Annotated in this window: 26 protein-coding genes; 13 read left to right on the forward strand and 13 right to left on the reverse strand. The window is 57.4% G+C overall.

The genetic code is table 11. The annotated features are described in order from the left end of the window. Positions 1-2 precede the first annotated feature (2 nt). From AC2FI8_RS16480 to AC2FI8_RS16490, 3 genes are all read left to right on the forward strand, one after another. A complete protein-coding gene (locus AC2FI8_RS16480; RefSeq protein WP_496780199.1) occupies positions 3-200 on the forward strand; it encodes a DUF2783 domain-containing protein in 198 nt (65 codons plus the stop codon). Positions 201-219: 19 nt separating this feature from the next. Beyond that, entirely contained in the window at positions 220-858 is a 639-nt protein-coding gene (gene maiA / locus AC2FI8_RS16485; RefSeq protein ID WP_496780201.1) for a maleylacetoacetate isomerase, read from the forward strand. An 87-nt stretch (positions 859-945) separates the two neighbouring features. After that, positions 946-1287, forward strand: coding sequence for a DOPA 4,5-dioxygenase family protein (locus AC2FI8_RS16490; RefSeq protein WP_496780203.1), 342 nt, complete (start codon positions 946-948; stop codon positions 1285-1287). Here the strand turns inward: AC2FI8_RS16490 and AC2FI8_RS16495 are convergent. After that, positions 1284-2912 carry an acyl-CoA synthetase gene (locus AC2FI8_RS16495; RefSeq protein WP_496780205.1) on the reverse strand — a complete coding sequence of 543 codons (1629 nt, stop codon included), beginning with the start codon at positions 2910-2912 and terminating at the stop codon, positions 1284-1286. The genes AC2FI8_RS16490 and AC2FI8_RS16495 overlap by 4 nt on opposite strands. A gap of 218 nt (positions 2913-3130) precedes the next feature. Here AC2FI8_RS16495 and AC2FI8_RS16500 point away from each other — a divergent pair, with 218 nt between their 5' ends. From AC2FI8_RS16500 to AC2FI8_RS16510, 3 genes are all read left to right on the forward strand, one after another. Then, positions 3131-4528 (forward strand): aminotransferase family protein, encoded by a 1398-nt coding sequence (locus AC2FI8_RS16500; RefSeq protein WP_496780207.1) that lies wholly within the window; start codon positions 3131-3133, stop codon positions 4526-4528. Between the two features lie 161 nt (positions 4529-4689). Continuing rightward, entirely contained in the window at positions 4690-5151 is a 462-nt protein-coding gene (locus AC2FI8_RS16505) for a hypothetical protein (RefSeq protein WP_496767282.1), read from the forward strand. A gap of 174 nt (positions 5152-5325) precedes the next feature. Next, on the forward strand, positions 5326-6144 hold the full coding sequence (locus AC2FI8_RS16510) for a DUF2189 domain-containing protein (protein ID WP_496767283.1): 819 nt from the start codon (positions 5326-5328) through the stop codon (positions 6142-6144). A gap of 131 nt (positions 6145-6275) precedes the next feature. On the opposite strand, the gene rplT is transcribed toward AC2FI8_RS16510, so the two are convergent. The 5 genes from rplT to pyk all read right to left on the reverse strand — a co-directional run bounded on the left by rplT (position 6276) and on the right by pyk (position 10732). Further along, a complete protein-coding gene (gene rplT, locus AC2FI8_RS16515; RefSeq protein WP_058273348.1) occupies positions 6276-6641 on the reverse strand; it encodes a 50S ribosomal protein L20 in 366 nt (121 codons plus the stop codon). A gap of 14 nt (positions 6642-6655) precedes the next feature. Continuing rightward, the gene (gene rpmI, locus AC2FI8_RS16520) at positions 6656-6856 is read right to left on the reverse strand and encodes a 50S ribosomal protein L35 (protein ID WP_010443552.1); all 201 of its coding nucleotides are present in this window, start codon (positions 6854-6856) and stop codon (positions 6656-6658) included. Between the two features lie 182 nt (positions 6857-7038). Next, entirely contained in the window at positions 7039-8589 is a 1551-nt protein-coding gene (locus AC2FI8_RS16525) for an alanine/glycine:cation symporter family protein (RefSeq protein WP_496780208.1), read from the reverse strand. 14 nt (positions 8590-8603) lie between these two features. After that, positions 8604-9041 carry a universal stress protein gene (locus AC2FI8_RS16530; RefSeq protein WP_058273350.1) on the reverse strand — a complete coding sequence of 146 codons (438 nt, stop codon included), beginning with the start codon at positions 9039-9041 and terminating at the stop codon, positions 8604-8606. A 245-nt stretch (positions 9042-9286) separates the two neighbouring features. Beyond that, the gene (pyk, locus tag AC2FI8_RS16535) at positions 9287-10732 is read right to left on the reverse strand and encodes a pyruvate kinase (protein WP_496726999.1); all 1446 of its coding nucleotides are present in this window, start codon (positions 10730-10732) and stop codon (positions 9287-9289) included. 132 nt (positions 10733-10864) lie between these two features. On the opposite strand from pyk, the gene AC2FI8_RS16540 reads away from it, so the two are divergent. The 3 genes from AC2FI8_RS16540 to AC2FI8_RS16550 all read left to right on the forward strand — a co-directional run bounded on the left by AC2FI8_RS16540 (position 10865) and on the right by AC2FI8_RS16550 (position 12299). Beyond that, entirely contained in the window at positions 10865-11602 is a 738-nt protein-coding gene (locus AC2FI8_RS16540) for an N-formylglutamate amidohydrolase (protein WP_496780210.1), read from the forward strand. Positions 11603-11667: 65 nt separating this feature from the next. Beyond that, positions 11668-11907 (forward strand): DUF6868 family protein, encoded by a 240-nt coding sequence (locus tag AC2FI8_RS16545; RefSeq protein WP_108861343.1) that lies wholly within the window; start codon positions 11668-11670, stop codon positions 11905-11907. Between the two features lie 77 nt (positions 11908-11984). Continuing rightward, positions 11985-12299: a DUF1244 domain-containing protein gene (locus tag AC2FI8_RS16550; RefSeq protein WP_496767290.1), complete on the forward strand. Its 315-nt coding sequence runs from the start codon at positions 11985-11987 to the stop codon at positions 12297-12299. Between the two features lie 43 nt (positions 12300-12342). Here the strand turns inward: AC2FI8_RS16550 and AC2FI8_RS16555 are convergent, their stop codons facing one another. The 3 genes from AC2FI8_RS16555 to dgcN form a co-directional block, all read right to left on the reverse strand. After that, complete coding sequence (locus tag AC2FI8_RS16555) at positions 12343-13203, reverse strand: D-amino-acid transaminase (RefSeq protein WP_496780212.1); 861 nt, start codon at positions 13201-13203, stop codon at positions 12343-12345. Between the two features lie 11 nt (positions 13204-13214). Further along, on the reverse strand, positions 13215-14180 hold the full coding sequence (gene dgcA, locus AC2FI8_RS16560) for an N-acetyl-D-Glu racemase DgcA (RefSeq protein ID WP_496726995.1): 966 nt from the start codon (positions 14178-14180) through the stop codon (positions 13215-13217). A 74-nt stretch (positions 14181-14254) separates the two neighbouring features. Beyond that, positions 14255-15256, reverse strand: coding sequence for an N-acetyltransferase DgcN (gene dgcN, locus AC2FI8_RS16565; RefSeq protein WP_108861347.1), 1002 nt, complete (start codon positions 15254-15256; stop codon positions 14255-14257). Between the two features lie 295 nt (positions 15257-15551). On the opposite strand from dgcN, the gene AC2FI8_RS16570 reads away from it, so the two are divergent. Continuing rightward, the gene (locus AC2FI8_RS16570; protein ID WP_496726994.1) at positions 15552-16511 is read left to right on the forward strand and encodes an L-malyl-CoA/beta-methylmalyl-CoA lyase; all 960 of its coding nucleotides are present in this window, start codon (positions 15552-15554) and stop codon (positions 16509-16511) included. A 41-nt stretch (positions 16512-16552) separates the two neighbouring features. Here the strand turns inward: AC2FI8_RS16570 and AC2FI8_RS16575 are convergent, their stop codons facing one another. Both AC2FI8_RS16575 and AC2FI8_RS16580 read right to left on the reverse strand, forming a co-directional pair. Beyond that, positions 16553-17128 carry a PA14 domain-containing protein gene (locus AC2FI8_RS16575; protein WP_109312215.1) on the reverse strand — a complete coding sequence of 192 codons (576 nt, stop codon included), beginning with the start codon at positions 17126-17128 and terminating at the stop codon, positions 16553-16555. Positions 17129-17243: 115 nt separating this feature from the next. After that, entirely contained in the window at positions 17244-17696 is a 453-nt protein-coding gene (locus AC2FI8_RS16580; protein ID WP_058273360.1) for an Lrp/AsnC family transcriptional regulator, read from the reverse strand. Positions 17697-17769: 73 nt separating this feature from the next. Here AC2FI8_RS16580 and AC2FI8_RS16585 point away from each other — a divergent pair, with 73 nt between their 5' ends. The 3 genes from AC2FI8_RS16585 to AC2FI8_RS16595 all read left to right on the forward strand — a co-directional run bounded on the left by AC2FI8_RS16585 (position 17770) and on the right by AC2FI8_RS16595 (position 20350). Next, positions 17770-18366: a LysE family translocator gene (locus AC2FI8_RS16585; protein WP_496780214.1), complete on the forward strand. Its 597-nt coding sequence runs from the start codon at positions 17770-17772 to the stop codon at positions 18364-18366. 236 nt (positions 18367-18602) lie between these two features. Next, positions 18603-19286, forward strand: a complete 684-nt coding sequence (locus tag AC2FI8_RS16590) for a hypothetical protein (protein ID WP_496726992.1) — start codon at positions 18603-18605, stop codon at positions 19284-19286. Between the two features lie 101 nt (positions 19287-19387). Then, a complete protein-coding gene (locus tag AC2FI8_RS16595) occupies positions 19388-20350 on the forward strand; it encodes an acetyl-CoA carboxylase carboxyltransferase subunit alpha (protein ID WP_108861352.1) in 963 nt (320 codons plus the stop codon). Between the two features lie 4 nt (positions 20351-20354). Here the strand turns inward: AC2FI8_RS16595 and AC2FI8_RS16600 are convergent, their stop codons facing one another. Beyond that, positions 20355-21482, reverse strand: coding sequence for a lytic murein transglycosylase (locus tag AC2FI8_RS16600; protein WP_496780216.1), 1128 nt, complete (start codon positions 21480-21482; stop codon positions 20355-20357). A gap of 111 nt (positions 21483-21593) precedes the next feature. Continuing rightward, positions 21594-22241, reverse strand: a complete 648-nt coding sequence (locus AC2FI8_RS16605; protein ID WP_496767296.1) for a GntR family transcriptional regulator — start codon at positions 22239-22241, stop codon at positions 21594-21596. Positions 22242-22268 lie beyond the last annotated feature (27 nt).

Raw genomic sequence — 22268 nt, forward strand, 5'->3', positions numbered from 1 at the left:
ACATGACCGATCTGATCCTTTCCCCCAATCTTGAAAATGCCGACGGTTTCTATGCCGATTTGGTGGCGGCGCATGATGGGCTGGTCAAAGCCGACAGCGACGCCCTGAATGCACGTCTGGTTCTGGTCCTGGCCAATCACATCGGCAATGCAAATATATTGTCTAGCGCCCTGAAAGCCGCCACGCTGAAGGACACCTGACGAACTGAGGAGATCGATGATGAGCGGCGTGGTGTTGTATGACTTTTGGCGGTCTTCGGCCAGCTACAGGGTGCGCATCGCACTGAACCTGGCTGGGATCAGCTATCGAGCCGCTTCAATTGATCTGACAGCGGGCGAACAAAGGTCCGGCAACCACTTGGCGCGTAATCCACAGGGGCTGGTCCCCGTGCTCGAGATTGACGGGCTGCGGTTGACACAATCTCTGGCCATTATCGACTATCTTGACCAAACGCGCGGCCTTGGACTGTTGCCTCCGGAACCGGCGGCCCGGGCGCATGCGCTGGCTTTGGCGCAATCCATCGCGGTTGATGTGCATCCGGTCTGCAACTTGTCCGTCGCGCAGTATGCGACCGCGCTGAGTGATGGTGCTGACGGTATGCCCGGTAACTGGATGCGCCATTTCATTCGCCCCGGCCTTCTGGCTTTTGAGGCGCTTCTCGAGGGTTTCGAGCAAGCGCCCTATTGCACCGGAACCAAGCCCGGACTGGCCGATGTTTGTCTGGTCCCGCAAATGTATAATGCGCGCCGTTGGGACGTGGATTTATCGGATTTGCCGCGCAGTCTAAGCGCCGAGGTCGCTTGTGCCGAACATCCAGCCTTTGCCGCAGCCCACCCAGACTTCCACGCACCCTCTTGACCTGGCGCACAGAGCCTGTGTGACGGCGCGAGTGGCAATACCATTTGCAGCGCCATATCTTGTTCGAAACGTATGCAAGAGGCCCCAATGTCAGAGATCACCGGCTATCACGCCCATGTCTATTACGACGCAAATACGCAAGCCATTGCCCGACAGGTCTGTGAAGAGGTGGCCGGCCTGTTTCCTGTTCAGATGGGGCGCATGCATGCCAAGAATGTAGGCCCCCACCCGCGATGGAGCTGCCAGCTGGGCTTTGGCCCGGACGCGTTCGATCAAGTCATGCCGTGGCTGATGCTGAACCGTCGAGGCTTGACCGTTTTCACCCACCCCGAAACCGGCGACCATTTGGCGGATCATCGGGACCGGGCCATCTGGATGGGTGAAATGCTGGATCTTGATCTGTCGATCTTTGACAAGGTGGGCGCTTAAGTCAGCGCCTTTGCCTGATCCCGCAATTTGAACTTTTGGATCTTGCCAGTCGAGGTCTTGGGTAAAGGTCCAAACACCACCGTTTTGGGGGCCTTAAAATGGGCCATGTTTTCCCGACAGAAGCCGATGATATCCGCGTCGCTCGCCTGTGCGTTAGGCTTTAGTTCAACGAACGCACAGGGTGTTTCACCCCACTTGTCGTCCGGGCGCGCGACCACGGCTGCCTCCATAACGGCCGGGTGTTTGTAAAGGATATCCTCAACCTCGACCGACGAAATATTCTCGCCACCTGAAATGATGATGTCCTTGGACCGGTCCTTAAGCGCGATGTAGCCATCCGGATGCATCACCCCAAGATCGCCCGAGGCAAACCATCCGCCTCGGAACGCTTTGTCCGTGGCGTCGGCGTTCTTCAGATAGCCTTTCATAACGACGTTGCCTTGCATGAAGATCTCACCCATCGTCTCGCCATCTGCGGGCACAGGTTCCAGCGTGTCCGGGTCGGCAACCATAAGCCCGGACAGGGCGGAGTAGCGGACACCCTGACGGACCTTAAGAGCGGCGCGTTCCTTGGCCTCTTTACCGTTCCATTCATCTTTCCACGCGCAGACAACGGAGGGGCCATAAGTTTCGGTCAAACCATATACATGAGTGACCTCGACACCCATGTTTTCCATGCTTTCGATCACAGCGGCGGGCGGCGGCGCGCCAGCGGTCATCACCTTGATCTCATGATCGAAATCCTTGAGGTGGTCGGGCGCATTGGCCAGCATGTTAAGAACAATCGGTGCTCCGCAGAAATGTGTTACTTTCTCATCCCGGAATGCAGCATAAATCGGTTCGTCCCGCACGGCCCGCAGACAGACGGAAACACCCGCATTGGCGGCCATCGCCCAGGGGAAACACCAGCCGTTGCAGTGGAACATCGGCAGGGTCCACAGATAGACCGAGTGCTTTGGCATATTCCAGTCCAGCAGGTCCGACTGTGCATTCAGCGCGGCCCCTCGGTGGTGATACACGACACCTTTCGGATTGCCGGTTGTACCTGACGTGTAGTTCAGCGTGATCGCGTCCCACTCGTCATTGGGTAGTGACCAGTTGAATTCAGGGTCGCCCTCGGCCAGCAAGGCGTCGTAGGTTACGCCGCCCAGTTTCTCACCACCGTCAAAGCTCGGGTCCTCAATATCGACGATCAGTACATCGTGATCCACCTGTTCCAGCGCCTCTTTGACCACGCCTGAGAACTCGGGATCGACCAGAAGGACTTTGGATTCTGCGTGATTCAGAATGAAGGCAATGATCGGTGCGTCCAATCGGGTGTTTATGGCATTCAGAACAGCGCCCGCCATCGGCACGCCAAAATGCGCCTCATACATTTCCGGAATGTTGGCCGCGATGATTGAAACCGTGTCGCCCGCGCTGATTCCGCGTGCGGACAATGCGCCTGCCAGCCGGCGGCAGCGGGCATAGGTTTCAGCCCATGTATAGCGACGCGCGCCGTAAACCACGGAAGGATAATCCGGGTAAATGTGCGCTGTCCGCTCGATAAAACTCAGCGGTGACAACGGTGTATAGTTTGCCCGACATTTGTCCAAATGACGCTCGTAGATGCTGGCTTGTGTCATTTGCTGACCCTCCCTCTGCGGTTCCGGCGAATTGAGCACAAAGTCGTTCCTCTGACAAACCCGTAAAAATACGGCGTGGCCATGGACTGGATTTACGGGATGGTGCAATCTGGCCCTATCTCCGACAGAGCTTTCGCGGTGATCTGAGCCATCGAAAACACAAAGCCGGGACGGCCCTTTTCGCCGCCCGCGCCCCAGCCATTCTGAAAGGACATGTCATGGACGGCACGTTCAACGAAAACGATCTCTCGCACGTGGTCGAAGCCGACCGCGCCCATATCTGGCACCACCTGCTGCAGCATAAGCCATTGGAAAGCAACGATCCGAAGATCATTGTCGAAGGCAAAGGCATGCGTGTCTGGGACCAGAACGGCAAAGAGCATCTGGATGCCGTGTCCGGTGGCGTCTGGACCGTTAACGTCGGCTATGGCCGCGAATCGATCTGTAAGGCGGTTCACGACCAGCTGATGAAGCTGTGCTATTTCGCCAATACCGCAGGGTCTATCCCCGGTTCGATCTTTGCTGAAAAGCTGATCAGCAAAATGCCGGGCATGAGCCGCGTTTATTACACCAACTCCGGTTCCGAAGCGAACGAGAAGGCGTTCAAGATGGTTCGCCAGATCGCGCACAAGCGCTATGGCGGCAAAAAAACCAAGATCCTTTACCGTGACCGCGACTATCACGGCTCGACCCTGGCAACCATGTCTGCAGGCGGTCAGGACGAGCGTACGGCGCAGTACGGCCCGTTCGCACCTGACTTCGTCCGCGTTCCGCACTGCATGGAATACCGCAAGCACGAGCTGGGCTTGGAAGACCTGTCCGGCGAGGCATTCGGCAAAGCAGCCGCGGACGCCATCGAAGAGGTGATCCTGCGCGAAGGCCCCGAAACCGTTGGTGCGCTGTGCCTTGAGCCTGTGACCGCCGGTGGTGGCGTGATTGAAGCGCCCGAAGGTTACTGGGAACGCGTGCAGGAAATCTGCAAAAAGTACGACATCCTGCTGCATATCGACGAAGTTGTCTGCGGCGTAGGCCGTACCGGCACCTGGTTCGGGTACCAGCAGTACGGGATCAAGCCGGACTTCGTGACCATGGCCAAAGGCGTTGCCTCGGGCTATGCGGCGATTGCCGTGATGGTCACCACCGAGGAAGTCTTTGACATGTTCAAAGACGACATGTCGGACCCGCTGAGCTATTTCCGCGACATCTCGACCTTTGGTGGCTGCACCGCCGGTCCAGCTGCGGCAATCGAAAACATGCGCATCATCGAAGACGAGAACCTGCTGCAGAACTGCATTGATATGGGCGACCGGATGTTGGGCAACCTGCAAGCGCTGATGGAAAAGCATGAAGTCATCGGCGACGTACGCGGCAAGGGCCTGTTCCTGGGTGCCGAACTGGTTTCCGATCGGGCCACCAAAGAGCCAATGGATGAGAAAAGGGTTCAGGCGGTCGTTGCCGACTGTATGGCGCAGGGCGTCATCATCGGTGCCACCAACCGTTCGATCCCCAGCCGCAACAACACGCTGTGCTTCTCGCCTGCACTGATTGCAACCGCAGACGACATCGACCAGATCACCGACGCGGTCGACGGCGCACTGGGTCGTGTATTCGGCTGAACCTAACTGAATACATCTGCCACCACTCACGCAATCACGGCAGATGAACTTAAACCGGCGCGCCACCCGCGCCGGTTTTTTGTGTTTACGCATATGGGTTTGTCAAATGCGTCTACTCCAGTACCCTGTAGTTATCACACCCCATGCAGGAGACGTGTCCAATGGTACTCAAGCTCATCCGAAGCCTCGCCGCCGTGGCCACCCTTGCGGTCACCACCCCTTCCAGCGCTGATGAAGGCAGCGGCTTTCCCCAGATCGTCGGCACCTGGCACGGCACCTATCTGGTGGCCTTCGCCAAATCGAACCCAAATCACGGGAAAGGTCTGCTGAAAACCGAGATGGAGCTGGAAGTCACCAAACTGGACGGCAATCTCATCACTGCCACCAACCGCTGGCGGCGTATCGGCGATGAAGAGTGGGTCGTAGAAGAAGCTATGGGCACTTTCAGTCTGGACGACCCCACCCGCTTTGTTCTGGCCGAGGCTGGGATTTCGGGCGAAGACGTCTCGGCGGGGATTTTCAACGGGGTCTACCTGGATGACGTGATCATGGTCACCTATGCCGGTCCGGGAACCGGCGTGGCGTTTGCGGCGCAGTTGGTGAAGAAAGACCCAAACAAATAGGCTTATGGCTCCGTTGAAATTAGCAAAACTCGCCAGCCAAAGTTTGGCCGCCATCCTTACTCTTGCCGTTATGCCGCCACTGATGCAGACTTGTTTCAGGAAGGATGTCTGCTTAACCGCATAGCAAGTTGGCAGACCACCCAGCGCGACACCATTCTTTGAGAGGAGTGTGTCATGGCATCCAAAACTACAGGGTCCACACCACCGGACAACATGACGCCGCAACATGCGGCCATGCCCCAAATCAACAAGGTAACTACAGGTGATGTCACCGAGTCGCTGAAGGCAGGGTTTTCCGACTTTCTGGCGCGCCCCTTCATGAGTGGGTTCTTCGGCCTGTTCTATGCGGTTTTCGGAATCCTGATGGTTTGGAGTCTGGTCTGGCTTGGAAAGATCTGGATGATCATTCCCGCCATTGTTGGATTCCCGCTGGTCGCGCCTTTCGCTGCCGCCGGGCTCTACGAAATGTCCCGTCGGTTGCAGAACGGAGAGAGGTTCGGCTGGTCAGAAATCCTGACTGTGATGGCCAATCAGCGCAAACGCGAAATGGGATGGATGGCCTTTGTCACCCTGTTCATTTTCTGGGTTTGGATTTACCAGATCCGGCTTTGGCTTGCGATCACCCTGCAAAACGCATCCTTTTCGGATTTTGAAGGGTTCTTGAATACCGTATTCTTCACGCCTCAGGGCTGGGCCTTCCTCGCCATCGGAACTTGCGTCGGCGCATTTCTGTCGGCGGTCCTTTTTTCGGTCACTGTCATTGCCATGCCCATGTTGCTTGACCGGGAAACCAATTTTGTTTCCGCCATGTTGACTTCTTTGCGCGTCGTCGCGGAAAGCCCGGGTGTCATGCTCACTTGGGCTGCGATCATCTCGGTTACCATGCTGTTGTCGCTGGTTCCGGCATTTCTGGGCCTGATCTTCACACTGCCGATCCTTGGCCACGCCACGTGGCATCTTTATCAACGGGCGGTACCACCAGCGCAGGAATAATCTATCCGAGCATCACCATGGACGTTATGCGCTTTAGTTTACCGAAGTGTTGCTGAGTTCACTTTCGGCTATCAATGAAAAAGGCCGCCCCAAACGGGACGGCCCTTCATTCACTGTCTCTCGAAAGAGGATCAAGCAGCCAGAGCGGCCTGAGCTTTGGCGACGATCGTGCCGAACGCTTCCGGTTCGTGCACGGCCAGGTCGGCCAGAACTTTGCGGTCCACTTCGATACCGGCCAAGGTCAGGCCGTTGATGAAGCGGGAATATGTCAGTGCTTCGTCATGCGAACGGACAGCAGCGTTGATACGCTGGATCCACAGCGCGCGGAAGTTGCGCTTGCGGTTCTTACGGTCGCGGGTTGCATACTGGTTCGCCTTATCGACGGCCTGACGGGCAACCTTGAAGGTGCTCTTGCGGCGGCCATAATAACCTTTGGCGGCCTTGATAACCTTCTTGTGACGGGCGTGAGTTACGGTTCCACCTTTAACGCGGGACATCTCTTAATCTCCTCTTAGCGGTCGTAGGGCATGTAGCCCTTGACGATCTTGGCGTCGGGGGCGGACAGGGTGGTGTTGCCACGGGCGTCGCGGATGAATTTCTTGGTCCGCTTGATCATGCCGTGACGTTTACCGGCTTGGCCAGCAAGGACCTTACCGGTCGCAGTCACCTTAAAGCGCTTTTTGGCGCTCGACTTTGTCTTCATCTTAGGCATTTCCGTCTCCTTTCGGGGTTCGGTTTCAGACGCGACTCGGCATGCCATCTCGGCCGGTCACGCGATCAGAAGCGCCGTTTACGCAAGTTCGACTATACTGGCAAGGGGGTTTGGACCAGAATCTGCGCTTTTTACAGGCTGATCAGGCACCGGGGCGACAAAGGCCGCCCCGGTGGTTTGATTTAGTGTTCGAATTTGCGGATTTCGCCAGTCTTTAGTCGACTCGCATAGCTGGCCAGTTCTTCACGCACCACCTTCATCAGGAAGTAGAGCGCAAACACGTTCACGACCGCCATCGCAAAGATTGCCGCATCCGAGAAGTCGATGACAGGGCCAAGATTGGCCGCCGCGCCGATAACAACGAAGATGCAGAAGATGACCTTGAACACCAGCTCCTTGGCGTGGCCTTCCCCGAACAGGTAAGTCCAGGCCTTGAGGCCATAGTAGGACCAGCTGATCATGGTTGAGAAGGCAAACAAGACCACCGCAATCGCCAGTACATATGGGAACCAGCTGAAGGCACTACCAAAGGCTGCCGAGGTCAGGCTGACGCCCGAGTTGCCATCAACAGTCGCAATAGCATTGCCCGCTTCGTTCAGCATGTAATTGCCGGTCTCCGGATCGACGATCAGCTGCTGGGTGATGATGATCACCAGCGCAGTCATCGTACAGATCACAACCGTGTCGATGAACGGCTCAAGCAACGAGACGAACCCTTCGGTGATCGGCTCTTTGGTCCGAACAGCCGAGTGCGCAATCGCCGCAGAACCCACGCCCGCTTCGTTCGAAAACGCGGCACGCCGGAAGCCCTGGATCAGTGCCCCGACCATACCACCAGCGACGCCGAGGCCGGTGAAGGCACCTGCGAAAATCTGGCCGAACGCCCAGCCGATTTGATCAGCATTCATGATGATAATCACCAATGCCGCGGCCACATACAGGATGCCCATGAACGGAACGACCTTTTCGGTCACCCGTGCGATGGATTTCAGGCCGCCCACAATGACAAGGAACACGATGATTGCAAAGACAACCCCTGTGATCCATCCGGGATAGTCGCCCGTGATGCCCGCAATCTGTTGGTGAGCCTGATTGGCCTGGAACATATTGCCCCCGCCCAGCGCGCCCAGAATACAGAAGATCGAGAACAGGACGGCCAGAATCTTGCCTCCAGGCAGGCCCAGCTCGTCAAAGCCCTTGGACATATAGTACATTGGGCCACCGGAAACGGTGCCATCTTCGTATTCGTTACGGTATTTCACACCCAACGTACATTCGGTGAATTTCGACGCCATGCCTAACAGGCCCGCGACAATCATCCAGAAGGTGGCTCCCGGTCCGCCAATGCCTACGGCGACCGCCACACCGGCGATGTTACCAAGACCAACTGTCCCCGACAGCGCCGTGGCCAGAGCCTGAAAGTGGCTGACCTCACCCGCGTCATTGGGATCGGCGTAGTCGCCTTTGACAAGGCTGATCGCATGGCCAAAGAACCGCAGCTGCACAAAGGCAAAGTACAGCGTGAAGACAGTCGCCGCGACGACCAACCAACCCACGATCCACGGGAAACTGGTTCCCGGAAACGGCGCAAAAATAAAGCTGACAAATGGACCGGTGAAATCGGCAAATGCCTGATTGATCTTGTCGTCCAGCCCGGGCGCCTCTTGCGCCATCGCAGGAGCGGCGATCAAGGCGGCGATTACAGCCAGCCAGAGATGTTTCAACATAGTCATTCTCATCCCTCCCGTCAGTTCACAACAGTGACTGGCACATCGGCGTGCATAACCAGATTTTGGGTCGAGCTGCCAAACAAGCGTTTCTTGAATCCATCGGCCGAGGCGCGCCCGACGATGATCTGCGAGCCGCCATTCTCAACGGTGATTGCGTTCAGAGTTTCGGCCACGTCGCCATGACGCACGATGCCCTGCACTGTGTAACCATCTGCGGTCAGAGCCTCGACAGCCGGGGTAACAATCCGGTTCGTCGCAAGTTCGATTTCTTCTTCACGCCGCTTGTGCCGCAATGCGTTCTCTTCTGGGGTTTGAAAAGTAAATGGGGACCATTCGATGACATAAACAACCAGCAATTCACACGTGCCAATTCGGCCAGCCAGATCCTTGGCAAAGGCGATGGCGCGTTCTCCGGTTTCTGTCCCGTCCAGTCCAATGACAATTTTCGTTGTCATGACGTTCCTCCAATAATTTTGGTTATGCCGGGACCCGTGCCCCCGGCAGGGCAGCCGGAACCTGGAACTTATTAAGTGGACCGCCCATGCGCCCGAGTATCCCGGAAAAACCCCAAAAAACAGAGAGTTATCTTATGGGCGCAAGCAATAATTCGCTATATTGTTGAAATTGTTGTTACTTTTCCGCCTAAAATTTAGGCGTATCGGTTTGATACTATGTTTCGCCGAGCCCGGCATTGCTGTCATCAGCCGGGATCGGTGTTATAGATCAGCCGTTCATCACAGGGTGCGATGCGCAAAATATTGGTCGTTCCCGGTACGTTGAAAGGCACGCCAGCAGTCACCACGATCTGATCGGCTTCGGATGCGAACCCACCGGCACGGGCCGCACGGGCCGCGTTGACGACAGCGCCTTTGAACCGCTCAAGCTCGGGCGTCATCACGCAATGACAGCCCCAGCTCAGACACAGACGCCGCGCGGTTCCCGTGGCAGGCGTCATCGCGATGATCGGAACGCCTGGACGTTCGCGGGCGGTCAGCAGCGCGGTGGTGCCGCTTTGGGTAAAACAGCAAATCGCCTTGATATCTGTTTTTTCTGCAATCTCGCGCGCGGCAGCAACGATACCATCGGCAATAGTAGTCCCCTTTGCCGTCCGGGACGCTGCGATAATCTGCGTGTAGGTCGGGTCGGCTTCGACCTCGATTGCAACCTTGTTCATGGTTTGCACGGCCTCGATTGGGTACGTACCCGCAGCGGATTCCGCGCTGAGCATGATCGCATCCGTGCCTTCGTAGATTGCTGTCGCCACATCCGAGACCTCGGCCCGGGTTGGCATCGGGCTTTCAATCATGCTTTCCAACATCTGAGTGGCCACGATCACAGGCTTAGCCGCCCCACGGCATTTGCGGACCAGTCGTTTCTGGATCGGGGGCACCGCCGACACCGGAAGCTCGACACCCAGATCGCCGCGCGCGACCATGATCCCATCAGAGGCATCCAGAATATCGTCGAATGCCTCGACCGCTGCAGGCTTTTCGATCTTCGACAGGATGGATGCACGCCCATCTGCCAGCGCGCGAGCCTCAAACACGTCCTTGGCGCGCTGCACAAAGCTGAGCGCCAGCCAATCCACGCCCAGTTGGCAGACAAACTCCAGATCATCACGGTCCTTGGCCGACAAGGCGGCCAGGGGCAGCACCACATCAGGAACGTTCACACCTTTGCGGTTCGAGATCGAACCGCCGACCTCAACGGTGCAATTAGCGAAATCCTGGCCACAGTCCTGCACGGTCAGGCGGATTTTGCCGTCGTTGACCAGAAGGCGCGCACCCGGCTCCAACGCGGCAAAAATCTCGGGATGCGGCAGGCAAACGCGGTTGATATCTCCGGGCGCAGGGTCCAAGTCCAGACGGAAGGCCGCGCCTTCTTCAAGTTCTTCTGCGTCGTTGGCGAACACCCCGACACGCAACTTGGGTCCTTGAAGGTCAGCCAGAATTGCGATTGGCCTGTCCAGATCTTTTTCAATCTGTCGGATGATCCGGTGGCGTTCGCGGATCTCATCATGGCTGCCGTGACTCATATTCAGGCGGAAGACGTCTGCGCCTGCCTCGTACAGCGCGCGGATCATGTCATAGTCATTTGACGCCGGTCCCAGCGTCGCCACGATTTTCACATTTCTCAGGCGTCGCATTGGTCTGGCTCTCCTAACGTCTTCTCTTGATTCTGCGCAAATGTTACCGCAAACATTGCTCCGCCTGCTTATTGCGCAATTCCCTTTTCAAAGCAACTGCCCTAAACCTGCGACAAACTAGATGACAGGCTTATGACGTATTCCCCGTTTTTTATCCACGGCGCGGATCGGCCCTCGCGCTGGCTGATCACATGCGACCACGCATCCAACTTGGTTCCGCCCGAAATCCACGGTGGCGATCTTGGCCTACCTCGTGAAGATATGGAACGCCACATCGCTTATGATGTAGGTGCCTACGAGGTGTCAAAACATCTGGGTGAGCTTTTGAATGCACCCGTGATCGCGGCCAATTTTTCCCGCCTCGTGATTGATCCGAACCGCGGCGAAGATGATCCGACCCTGTTGATGAAGCTCTATGACGGGTCGATCATTCCCGGCAACCGGCACGCCGATGCGGCAGAACGAGAGCGGCGGTTGAACATGTGCTATCGCCCGTATCATGACGCGCTGGCGCAGATGGCCGCGTTGCCGCATGCGGTGATCGTGTCGATGCACTCGTTCACGCGGCAATTAAGGGGTCGTGATCCCCGCCCGTGGCATATTGGGGTTTTGCATACTCCGGACGAACGGTTCTCGGGCCCGTTGATCAACCGTCTAGAGGCCGAGGGTGACCTTTGCGTCGGCGTTAATGAACCCTATACCGGCGTGCTGCCCGGTGATGCCATTGACAAACACTGTACCAGTTTTGGTCGCCCCAACGCACTGATCGAGCTGCGCAATGACCTGATTGCCGAACACGCGGGACAGCGAGAATGGGCCGAGCGGCTAGCCCCTATCCTGCAGGACGCACTGGGCGAAAGCGGGTTGTGACAAATGCCCTCACGTCATTGTGAGAACCCGCCCCAGACCCCATATTATTGGGAAAGGAGGCCACAATGACTCAGGAGTTTCTGACGTCCGTCTTTGGCTGGATGGCTGTGCTTAACATCGCGGTTCTGCTGTTCACCACAGTGATGATCTTGCTGTTGCAGGATTGGATCGCAGGCATCCACGGCAAGATGTTCCAGATGGAGCGCCCCGCAGTGAAACGGGCATATTTCCGGTATCTGGCCAACTACAAGATTTTGACACTGATCTTCTGCATCACTCCTTGGCTGGCATTGAAACTGGCCTGATACGCTGATCGTTGAAACATCGCCCTTTGGCCGCTAGGTCATTTACAGCACGTATTTCTGTCATCCGGAGCCAGACCATGCACAAGCAAACCGAAATAGAACTTCAGGCAGCCGCATTCCGTCGCTTGCAACAGCATCTGATGGAGGACCGCACCGATGTGCAGAACATCGACATGATGAATCTGGCCGGGTTCTGCCGCAACTGCCTGTCGCGATGGTATCAGGAAGCCGCCAATGAAAAAGGCATCGAGATGGGCAAGGATGAAGCCCGTCAAATTTTCTATGGCATGACCATGGATGAATGGAAAGCCAACTACCAGACCGACGCCAGCCCGGAGAAGCAGGCCGCCTTCAAGGTCGCGTTCGAAGAGAATGTGACGAATAAGGGCTGACGCCCAAAACGAAAGAGGCCCGCCAACCTGGCGGGCCTTTTGTTTAGATTGCGACCTTGCGGCTTTCGTCCAGATAAATCTCTCGCAAACGCTTGGCGATTGGCCCCGGCGTACCGTCGCCCAGCGTAACCCCGTCAATCTCAACCACGGGCATGACAAACGCACTGGCCGAAGTTGTAAAAGCCTCATCCGCTTCCTTCGCCTCATCAATGGTGAACAGGCGTTCTTCCACTTCCATCTGCGCCTCGGCGGCCATACGCAGGACGGCCTTGCGGGTGATGCCGTGCAGAATGTCGTTCGAAAGCGGGCGGGTGACGATCTTGCCGTCCTTTACGTAGTAGGCGTTGTTGCTGGTGCCTTCGGTCACATAACCGTCCTCAATCAACCACGCATCGTCACAGCCTGCCTTCTTGGCCAGCATCTTGCCCATCGACGGGTACAGCAGCTGAACGGTCTTGATGTCGCGGCGGCCCCAGCGGATGTCTTCGATCGAGATGATCTTGGCGCCCTTCTTGGCGGCTGGGCTATCGGCCAAGCCGGGCTTGTTTTGAGTGAACAGCACAAGGCTGGGCTTGGTATCTGCGGGCGGGAATACAAAATCGCGGTCGCCATCCGAACCGCGGCTGACCTGCAGATAGACCAGCCCTTCTTCGATGCCGTTCAGCTCTACCAGCTTGCGATGAATTTCCAGCAACTCATCCTTTGTGCAGGGCTCAGCCATCTCCAGCTCATCCAGAGACCGTTTGAGGCGTACTGCGTGACCTTCGAAATCGATCAGCTTTCCATCCAGAACACTGGTGACCTCATAGACGGCATCTGCAAACAGAAAACCACGGTCAAAGATGGATACTTTGGCCTCGGTCTCAGGCAGATATTCGCCATTTACATAAACGGTGCGGGTCATGTCTTGTCTCCTCAGCCCCAGAGGTCCGCTTTGGGCGGGTGCACTCCGGCATCATCAAAAATCAGCGGGTTGTCGCGGTCTTCGGCCAGCAGAAGCGGGCCGTCAAGGTCTGTTACCATTGCGCCCTGTGCCAACAGTGTCGCAGGTGCCATAGCCAAAGAGCTTCCGACCATGCATCCGACCATCACGCGATAGCCTTCAGCAAGCGCCTGTTCCCGCAGGGCCAGCGCCTCTGTCAGGCCGCCCGTTTTGTCGAGCTTGATGTTGACCACATCGTACTTGCCCTTGAGTGCAGGCAGGCTTGTGCGATCATGACAGGACTCATCGGCACACACCGGCACGGGGCGCTCCATCCCGATCAGCGCGTCATCTTCACCGGCGGGCAAAGGCTGCTCGACCAGGGCCACACCCAATCGCACCAGATGCGGGGCAAGGTCCGCGTAAACACCAGCGGACCAGCCTTCGTTTGCATCGACGATGATCGTGGCATCTGGTGCACCTGCGCGCACGGCCTCCAGCCGGGGCATGTCATCCGGCGTTCCCAGCTTGATCTTCAACAAGGGCCGATGCGCGTTGACGGCAGCCTGTGCCTGCATCTTTTCCGGCGTATCGAGCGACAGTGTATACGCAGTGATCTCTGGTCCCGGAACTGGCAGCCCGGCCAGATCCCAGGCGCGCTTTCCGGCGCGTTTTGCCTCCAGATCCCAAAGGGCGCAGTCCACCGCATTCCGCGCCGCGCCTGCAGGCAAAAGGTCCATCAGGCTGTCGCGGGTAAATTCAGCAGGCAAAGCTGCGATCTCGGCCTCGACCGAATCCAGCGTTTCATCATACCTGGCATAGGGCACGCATTCGCCCCACCCCTGATGGGTACCGTCAGAAATCCGAACCGTCAGCACCCTGGCCTCGGTCCGAGACCCACGCGAGATCGTAAAAACCTGCGCCAGCCGAAACATGTCACGAGAAACTTCTACCTGCACGCGCCAGCTCCTTCATCTTTTTCAAAATACTCTCGCCGAAGGCGGACAAGCCCGCCTCCGACGCGCCGCTTAGATCACAGTGCGGCCAGCGCATCCACCAGCTTACCCGAACCAAAGCGGAACGGGTCAGTCGCAGGCAGGCCCATTTCCGCCTCAACCTTGGCCAGGTATGCGGTGGCGTCCTCTTCGGACATATGCTGGGTGTTAACCGAAACCCCAACGACCTCACATGCCGGATTCGCGACCTTTGCCAGTGCCAGCGCCGTGTCGCGCAGCGCTTCCAGTGTCGGCAACTGATAGGTCGGCAGCCCGCGCATATGCTCTCGGGTCGGTTCGTGGCTCAGGATCAGCGCATCGGGCTGGCCGCCGTGGATCAGCGCCATGGTCACACCGGAATAAGACACGTGGAACAGCGACCCCTGCCCTTCGATCAGATCCCAGTGGTCATCATCATTGTCAGGTGTCAGCCATTCGACCGAACCCGCCATGAAATCCGCGATGACCGCGTCCAATGGCACGCCGTCCCCGGTGATCAGGATGCCGGTCTGACCGGTTGCGCGGAAGGTCGACTTCATGCCGCGCTCGCGCATTTCGGCATCCATTGCCATCGCAGTATACATCTTACCGACCGAGCAATCGGTGCCAACGGCCAGGCAGCGCTTACCTTTGCGCTTGATACCATTTGCAATCGGATACTCGACCGATGGCACACGAACATCGTGCAGCTTGCGGCCAGTGGCCTCGGCAACGGCAACCAGATCGGGTTCGTCACACAACAGGTTGTGCAGGCCCGAGGCGAGGTCAAATCCTTCCTCGAGCGCCATCACCAGAACTTTCTTCCATTCCTGGCTGATCACGCCGCCACGGTTGGCCACGCCGATGACCAGCGTCTTGGCGCCGGCTTCTTTCGCTTCGGTCAGGGACATGTCGGTCAGGCCCAAATCAGCCTTACAACCTTCCATACGGTACTGGCCGACGGCATTTTCAGGACGCCAGTCCTTAATGCCAACTGCCACTTTGGCCGCCAATTGGTCGGGCGCATCGCCCAAAAACAGCAGGTACGGTGTCTCGATCATTGCGGTTCACTCCTTTGATTCTGGCGCAATCTAGGGGACGATTTCCACGAGTGTTTCGCGTTTTCGCCTGACAACGCCCCGTCACGTGGGAAATTTTTGCGCCATTCCTTTAAGTAGCGCACTAATTTTTCAAGTTTTTAAAGCGATTAAACTTTAATCGCTGTTTTGACCCAGCATTGCGGCAATTGCTGCGATTGCATTGCCGCACCTGCACAAAGATGCTTGCTATGGCTTGCGCAATTTAATACCTCATGAGGCAAGAAAATCGTAATTTCCTTTCTCGCACGAGGTCCAGATGAGCTTTCGCATCCAACCCGCCGCCCCCGCGCGCCCCAACCGTTGCCAGTTGTTCGGACCGGGATCAAACACCAAGCTGTTCCCGAAAATGGCCGCGTCGGCCGCTGACGTAATCAACCTCGACCTTGAGGACTCGGTCGCGCCGTCGGACAAGGACGCCGCGCGCGCAAATGTGATCGAAGCGCTGAACACCGTCGATTGGGGCAACAAATACATGTCCGTGCGCATCAACGGGCTGGACACGCCCTATTGGTACCGCGATGTGGTGGACCTGCTGGAACAGGCCGGCGACCGGCTGGATCAGATCATGATCCCCAAGGTCGGCTGCGCGGCAGATGTCTACGCCGTAGACGCGCTGGTCACCGCCATCGAGCGCGCCAAGGGCCGTACAAAGCCCGTCAGCTTTGAGGTCATCATCGAATCTGCGGCTGGCGTTGCGCATGTCGAAGAGATCGCGGCCTCGTCTCCACGCATGCAAGCGATGAGCCTGGGTGCAGCAGATTTTGCAGCCTCGATGGGGATGCAGACCACCGGTATCGGCGGCACGCAAGAAAACTATTACATGCTGCGCGAAGGCGAAAAGCATTGGTCCGATCCGTGGCATTGGGCGCAGGCTGCCATTGTTGCGGCATGCCGGACACATGGCGTTCTGCCCGTGGACGGACCCTTTGGCGACTTCTCAGACGACGAAGGTTACATCGCGCAAGCGAAACGTTCGGCTACCTTGGGCATGGTTGGTAAATGGGCGATCCACCCCAAGCAGATCGCGTTGGCCAACCTGGTCTTCACCCCGTCGGACGAAGCCGTGTCCGAGGCACGCGAAATCCTGGCTGCGATGGAGCAGGCCAAAGCCAATGGCGAAGGCGCAACTGTTTACAAAGGCCGTCTGGTCGACATCGCCTCGATCAAACAGGCCGAGGTGATCGTGGCGCAGGCCGAATTGATCGCCGCGAGCTGATCTAATTGAATAAGGCGCCCTTAGGGGCGCCTTATTGGGGCCTACCGGCCAAAGACGTCGTTAGGCGTCCATGTAAAACGCTCACCCTTTTTTCCTGACTTCATCATCAGGCAAGATGTACCGAGCTTCTGAAAATAGATTATCTTCAGCGGATACCAACCCGCCTTCGGCACCTCTACTTCGGTTCGTTGATTGGCCTCACACCCCTGAATACTATTGACTTTGCCGATCTGCTGCCCGCCGACCCAGGCATCGATCCCATCGTTTGACCATGTCTCCAACTCGTATACCCCCGGTGAGTCAAAGCGCATGTAACCGGTGATTTCTGCGGCGACATTATAGTGGTGGTCGAATGTCAAAACATCCTCGCCTTCGTTTGTATCCCTATAATCCAAACCGATCAGCGGCTGCCCCGGCTGAGCCTTAGGCAGCAACTGCTTGGCATGAGTGAGGTTGCGGATTTTGCGCTGAGTACCAGTTCCCACATATTTTACATTCAATCCCGCTTTTGGACTGGGTTGCGGACTGGCGGGCTGCAATTTGAGCGGCGCGGCCACTGCTGAACTGGCGATAAACGCCGCAGCTGCTATCAGCGCTCCAATGCGAACAAATTTCATTATCTTCTCCCTGTGTGTGGCCTGTTGGGGTTGTTCCCCTTCGATCAGGTCCTTGAGAAGACACTAGGCTGTGAAAATTCACCCGGCAAGCCGGTTGAAGATCACAATTCCAACGTCAGGCGCGCATATCCTTGGGTGAATCCATCACCACATAAGACGTGATCGACGTCACATGCGGCAGTGTTCCCAGAACTTCGGTGTGGAATGTCTTGTAGGAAGGCAAGTCCGCGCATTCCACGCGCAACAGGTATTCGATGGTCCCCGTGATATTGTGGCATTCGACCACTTCCGGCACACGTTGTAGGGCGCGTTCGAACCCTTCCTGTGCAGCTTTGGTATGTTCTCCCAGCCCAACGCCGATATAGGCGACAAATCCGACGCCAATCTCGGATGGGTTCAGGACTGCGCGGTAACCCGAGATTACACCCGAACGCTCCAGCTCCTGCACGCGGCGCAGGCAGGCAGAAGGAGACAGCCCCACCCGGTCGGCCAGATCCAGATTACTGATGCGGCCGTCTTGTGATAGCTCTCGCAATATTTGCTGATTTATGTGGTCAATTTTCGCCATTGATTGCGATATTAGTGAGATCACGCATTAAAACGCAATTTCATTTGTTCAGTTTGCAGCAATTATCCAACTCATGACCTACGATATCCTTCTGGCCTTGATCGCCTTTGCTTTTGTCTCGTCCATTACGCCTGGACCCAACAACCTGATGCTGATGGCGTCAGGGGCTAATTTCGGATTTCGCAAAAGCATCCCGCACATGCTGGGGATCGGGCTTGGGTTTACCTTCATGGTGCTATTGGTCGGCACCGGCCTCGTGCAGCTGTTCGACAGATATCCGATCAGCTATACGGTGCTGAAATTCGCCTCTGTTGCGTATCTTCTGTTCCTTGCTTGGAAAATCGCGCATACCGCCCCGGCGAAGGGGCAAAACACGACAGGCACGCCGATGACGTTCCTGCAGGCAGCAGCCTTTCAGTGGGTCAACCCCAAGGCCTGGGCCATGGCCCTGACAGCCACAACCGCCTACACACCTGATCAGACCCTTCAGGCGATCATTGTGGTGGCCCTTGTTTTCGGAGCAGTCAACCTGCCCTCGGTCAGCACATGGACCATTCTGGGCCAGCAAATGGCGCGCATCCTGACGAACCCACGCGGGTTGATGGTGTTCAACTGGACAATGGCGGCTTTGCTCGTCGGCTCGCTCTACCCGGTTCTATACCCGAACTGAGCAATTTAAGCGGCAGGTTTTCAGTCAGATTATCATGAACGTGGGCCAAAACACGCAGAACGCGGCCTTCATAACGGGTCGTCATCAGCATCCTTTCTATTTGCCCGCCTAGGGATGCATATTCTGCGGCCACATATCTTGCTGAATTCAAATCGGAATACACAGGTAAGAATGTTATACTGGGCGTATAACTCACGAGACCAATAGATTTTTCAACATGGTAAATGAGGACCAATATGAACAATCCATCTCGCCCGCTCCGCCAAATTCTGTTTGCCGCCATCCTTGCCGCAATACCGGCTATTGCGCAGGCCGATGACGTCCAGACACAAACCATGATTTCTGAACGTGTCAGCCAGCATAACCCGGCGCCCGAAGCCTATATCAAGGATCGCCCAATCCTGGGTTGGCAGCTGACCAGCGATGACTTCGACGCCATCCCCGACGCGATACGCGAAAACCTCGGTTCGGTTGATGGCACCAGTTACGATCAGGCTTACCTGACCGAGAACACCGGCTCGATCATTGCGCTGCAGTTCCGCAAGGATGGCCCAGACTTCTACATCATCGGCAAAAGCACGTTTGACGAGGCCTACGAGCTGGTTTCGCTGGACAGTGTTGCCGCCAAGAATACGCGCCTGATCGAACGGCTGGACATGGCCCCTGAGGTCAAGGCGATGTTCGAAGATCAGGCGCCCGGCATTGTTGGCGCGCTCAAGACAACACCGGTTGATATGCTGCGCCTGTCTGATCTGGGATATGCAAAAAGCGATGCTCTGACCATTCAGGCCCCATGGGGCGAACAGACCAAACCCGAAGGCGCAGACGCATTTCTGGTCTGGGACAGCGGCGAGAACCAGTACTACATGGTGAACGCTGACGACGACGGCCTTCCGACCAGCTACGTACCTGTGAAGTGACCCATACCGGCGCGGCCCTTGATCGGGGCGCGCTTTACCTTGTGTTGCATTCCTCTGACAGCAAGTTCATATAGCAATGAACTTCCGCGTTGAGAGGCGTCATGACCCAGTATCTGGATTTCGAAAAACCCCTGGCCGAGATCGAAGGCAAGGCCGAGGAACTGCGCGCGCTGGCCCGTGCCAACGAAGAGATGGACGTGGCCGAAGAAGCCGCTGCGCTGGACGCCAAGGCTGCCAAGCTGCTGGACGAGCTTTACGGTGACCTCACTCCGTGGCGAAAATGTCAGGTCGCGCGTCACCCTGAACGCCCCCATTGCCAGGATTACGTGGCAGAACTGTTTACCGAATTCACACCGCTAGCGGGTGATCGCAACTTTGCTGACGATCTGGCTGTGATCGGTGGCCTGGCCCGTTTCGACGACCAGCCCGTCATGGTGATCGGGCACGAAAAAGGCTCGGACACCAAATCTCGGATCGAACGGAATTTCGGCATGGCCCGCCCTGAAGGTTATCGCAAGGCCGTACGCCTGATGGAAATGGCTGGACGTTTCGGTCTGCCCGTCATCACTCTGATCGACACGGCCGGTGCATATCCGGGCAAAGGTGCCGAGGAACGCGGCCAGTCCGAGGCCATCGCGCGGTCGACCGAAATGTGCTTGAAGATCGGCGTGCCTTTGGTGTCTGTGATCATCGGCGAAGGTGGTTCAGGCGGCGCAGTAGCGTTTGCCACGGCAAACCGGGTCGCGATGCTGGAACATTCGGTCTATTCGGTAATCTCACCTGAAGGCTGTGCGTCGATCCTGTGGAAGGATTCGGAAAAGATGCGTGAGGCCGCCGAAGCGCTACGGCTGACTGCTCAAGACCTGCAAAAGCTGGGCGTCTGTGATCACATCATCACCGAACCCAAGGGCGGCGCGCATCGCGACCGCGCCGCAACGGTCGACTCTGTACGAGGTGCCATTGCTGCTATGCTGAAAGAACTGGATGGCAAGGATGCGGCAGCCCTGATCAAGGACCGCCGCCAAAAATTCCTGGATATCGGCTCGAAAGGGCTGGCGGCGTAATCCGTCAGCCGCCGAGCTGACGCAACAAAGCCGCTGAAGGTTCACCGGTTACGGCCAAACCACTGGCGCGTTGATACGCGCTGATGGCGGATTTCGTATTGTTGCCGATAACCCCATCCGCGCCCTGGGTGTCGTACCCTGCGGATGTCAGTCGGCGCTGCAGCTCTTTGCGATCCTCAAGCGTCAACCCGGTCGCATCGGGCCCGAACGAGGCCTGAAACGGCGCGCCACCGGCGATCCGGTCCGACAGATGCCCAACGCCGATCGCGTAGCTGTCCGAGTTGTTATAGCGCTTGATCACCTGGAAGTTGCGGAACACCGCAATCCGCGGCCCCGGCGTTTGCGGCTGCAACACCGCCACAGGCGTTCCCGAAACAGTACCTGCTTCGCCCCCCCAAGGCTGTCCGCGTACCCAGCCAGCGCGCGCCAGATATGCGGCGGTCGAGGCCAAAGAGTCCGTGGGATCCTCAGACCAGATATCCCGACGACCATCACCGGTAAAATCCACCGCGTAGGCCAAATAAGAGGTCGGGATGAACTGCGTGTGCCCCATCGCCCCGGCCCAACTGCCGGTCATGTTCGCGGGCGATGTATCGCCCTCTTGAATGATCTTCAGGGCGGCTATCAATTGCTTTTCAAAAAACGCACCGCGACGCCCGTCATAGGCCAAGGTTGAAACCGCTGATACCACCGGCACATCCCCGCGGCGGGCTCCATACCGGCTTTCCAAGCCCCATACGGCCACGACAACCTCTTTGTCGACGCCGTATTTTGCCTCGATCGCTGACAGGGTTCCGGCATGGCGTACCAGCATCTGTTTGCCGGTTGCGATCCGTTCATCCAACGCAGCAATCGCCAGGTAGTCTTCGAGTGAGCGCTTGAATTCGACCTGATTGCGGTCCCGTTCGATCACATCCGGCAGATACCCTGCCCCCTGAAAGGCCCGGTTGATGGTGGTCTGAGAAATGCCTTGCGAGGCCGCGCGCGACTTGAACCCGGCAACCCAGGCGTCCCACCCTGCGTTGGGGACGGCCCGCATCCGCGTTGCCGGGGCGCTGGTTGGCGCGCCACCCGAACAGGCGGCCAGAAAGGTTGACCCAAGTCCAACTGAAAATAGGCGTCGATTGATCATGTCTGAAATCTGCTCTTGTTGTGATTTGGGTCAGAGTATCGCAGACCAAGTGCGCAAGCTAGTTCTGCGGTGCCTGGAAAAGGCAACCCGATCACTTCGGCGACAAGCCGCTCAACTGACCAGCATGCGCAGCCCCTGCGTCACATCTGAACGTACGGCCAGCCGCAATCCGGGCTCATCCCCCGCCTTCAACGCGGCGATGATCAGCTTGTGATAATGCGGCGGCTCTGTCCGCCGCAACCGCCCGTAAAGCGCGCGCATCGTCGGCCCCAACTGAAGCCACACGGTTTCCACAATGGCCAGCATCGCCGGAGCCTGAGCGCGCAGATACAGCGTGCGATGGAATTCCAGGTTTGATCGGATGTAACCGACGGCATCCCGTTTCGTGACCATTTCCGCGACGGTCATGTTGATGCTCTGCAACCGGTCTATCAGCGCCATGTGCGCACGGGGCAATGCACGGCTGGCCAGCTCGACTTCTAGCAGTGCACGCAGGGCTGCCAGCTCTTCGATACGGTCATTGGTCAGCTCGGGCGTGGACACCCGACCCGAAGAAGACAGAAACAACGCCCCTTCGGCCACCAGCCGCCGCACCGCTTCACGCGCAGGCGTCATTGAGACATCAAATTCCTTGCCGATGCCGCGCAGGGTCAACGCCTGCCCGGGCGCTATGTCGCCGTGCATGATACGCGAGCGCAGGGCTCGATAGACCAGATCATGAGCTGCAGGTTGGGTTTCGGTTTGGCGAGCGCTTAACATAACCCCATGTGATCACAAATTGCCGCG

It is taken from the genome of Ruegeria sp. CDSB029 (genome assembly GCF_059611125.1).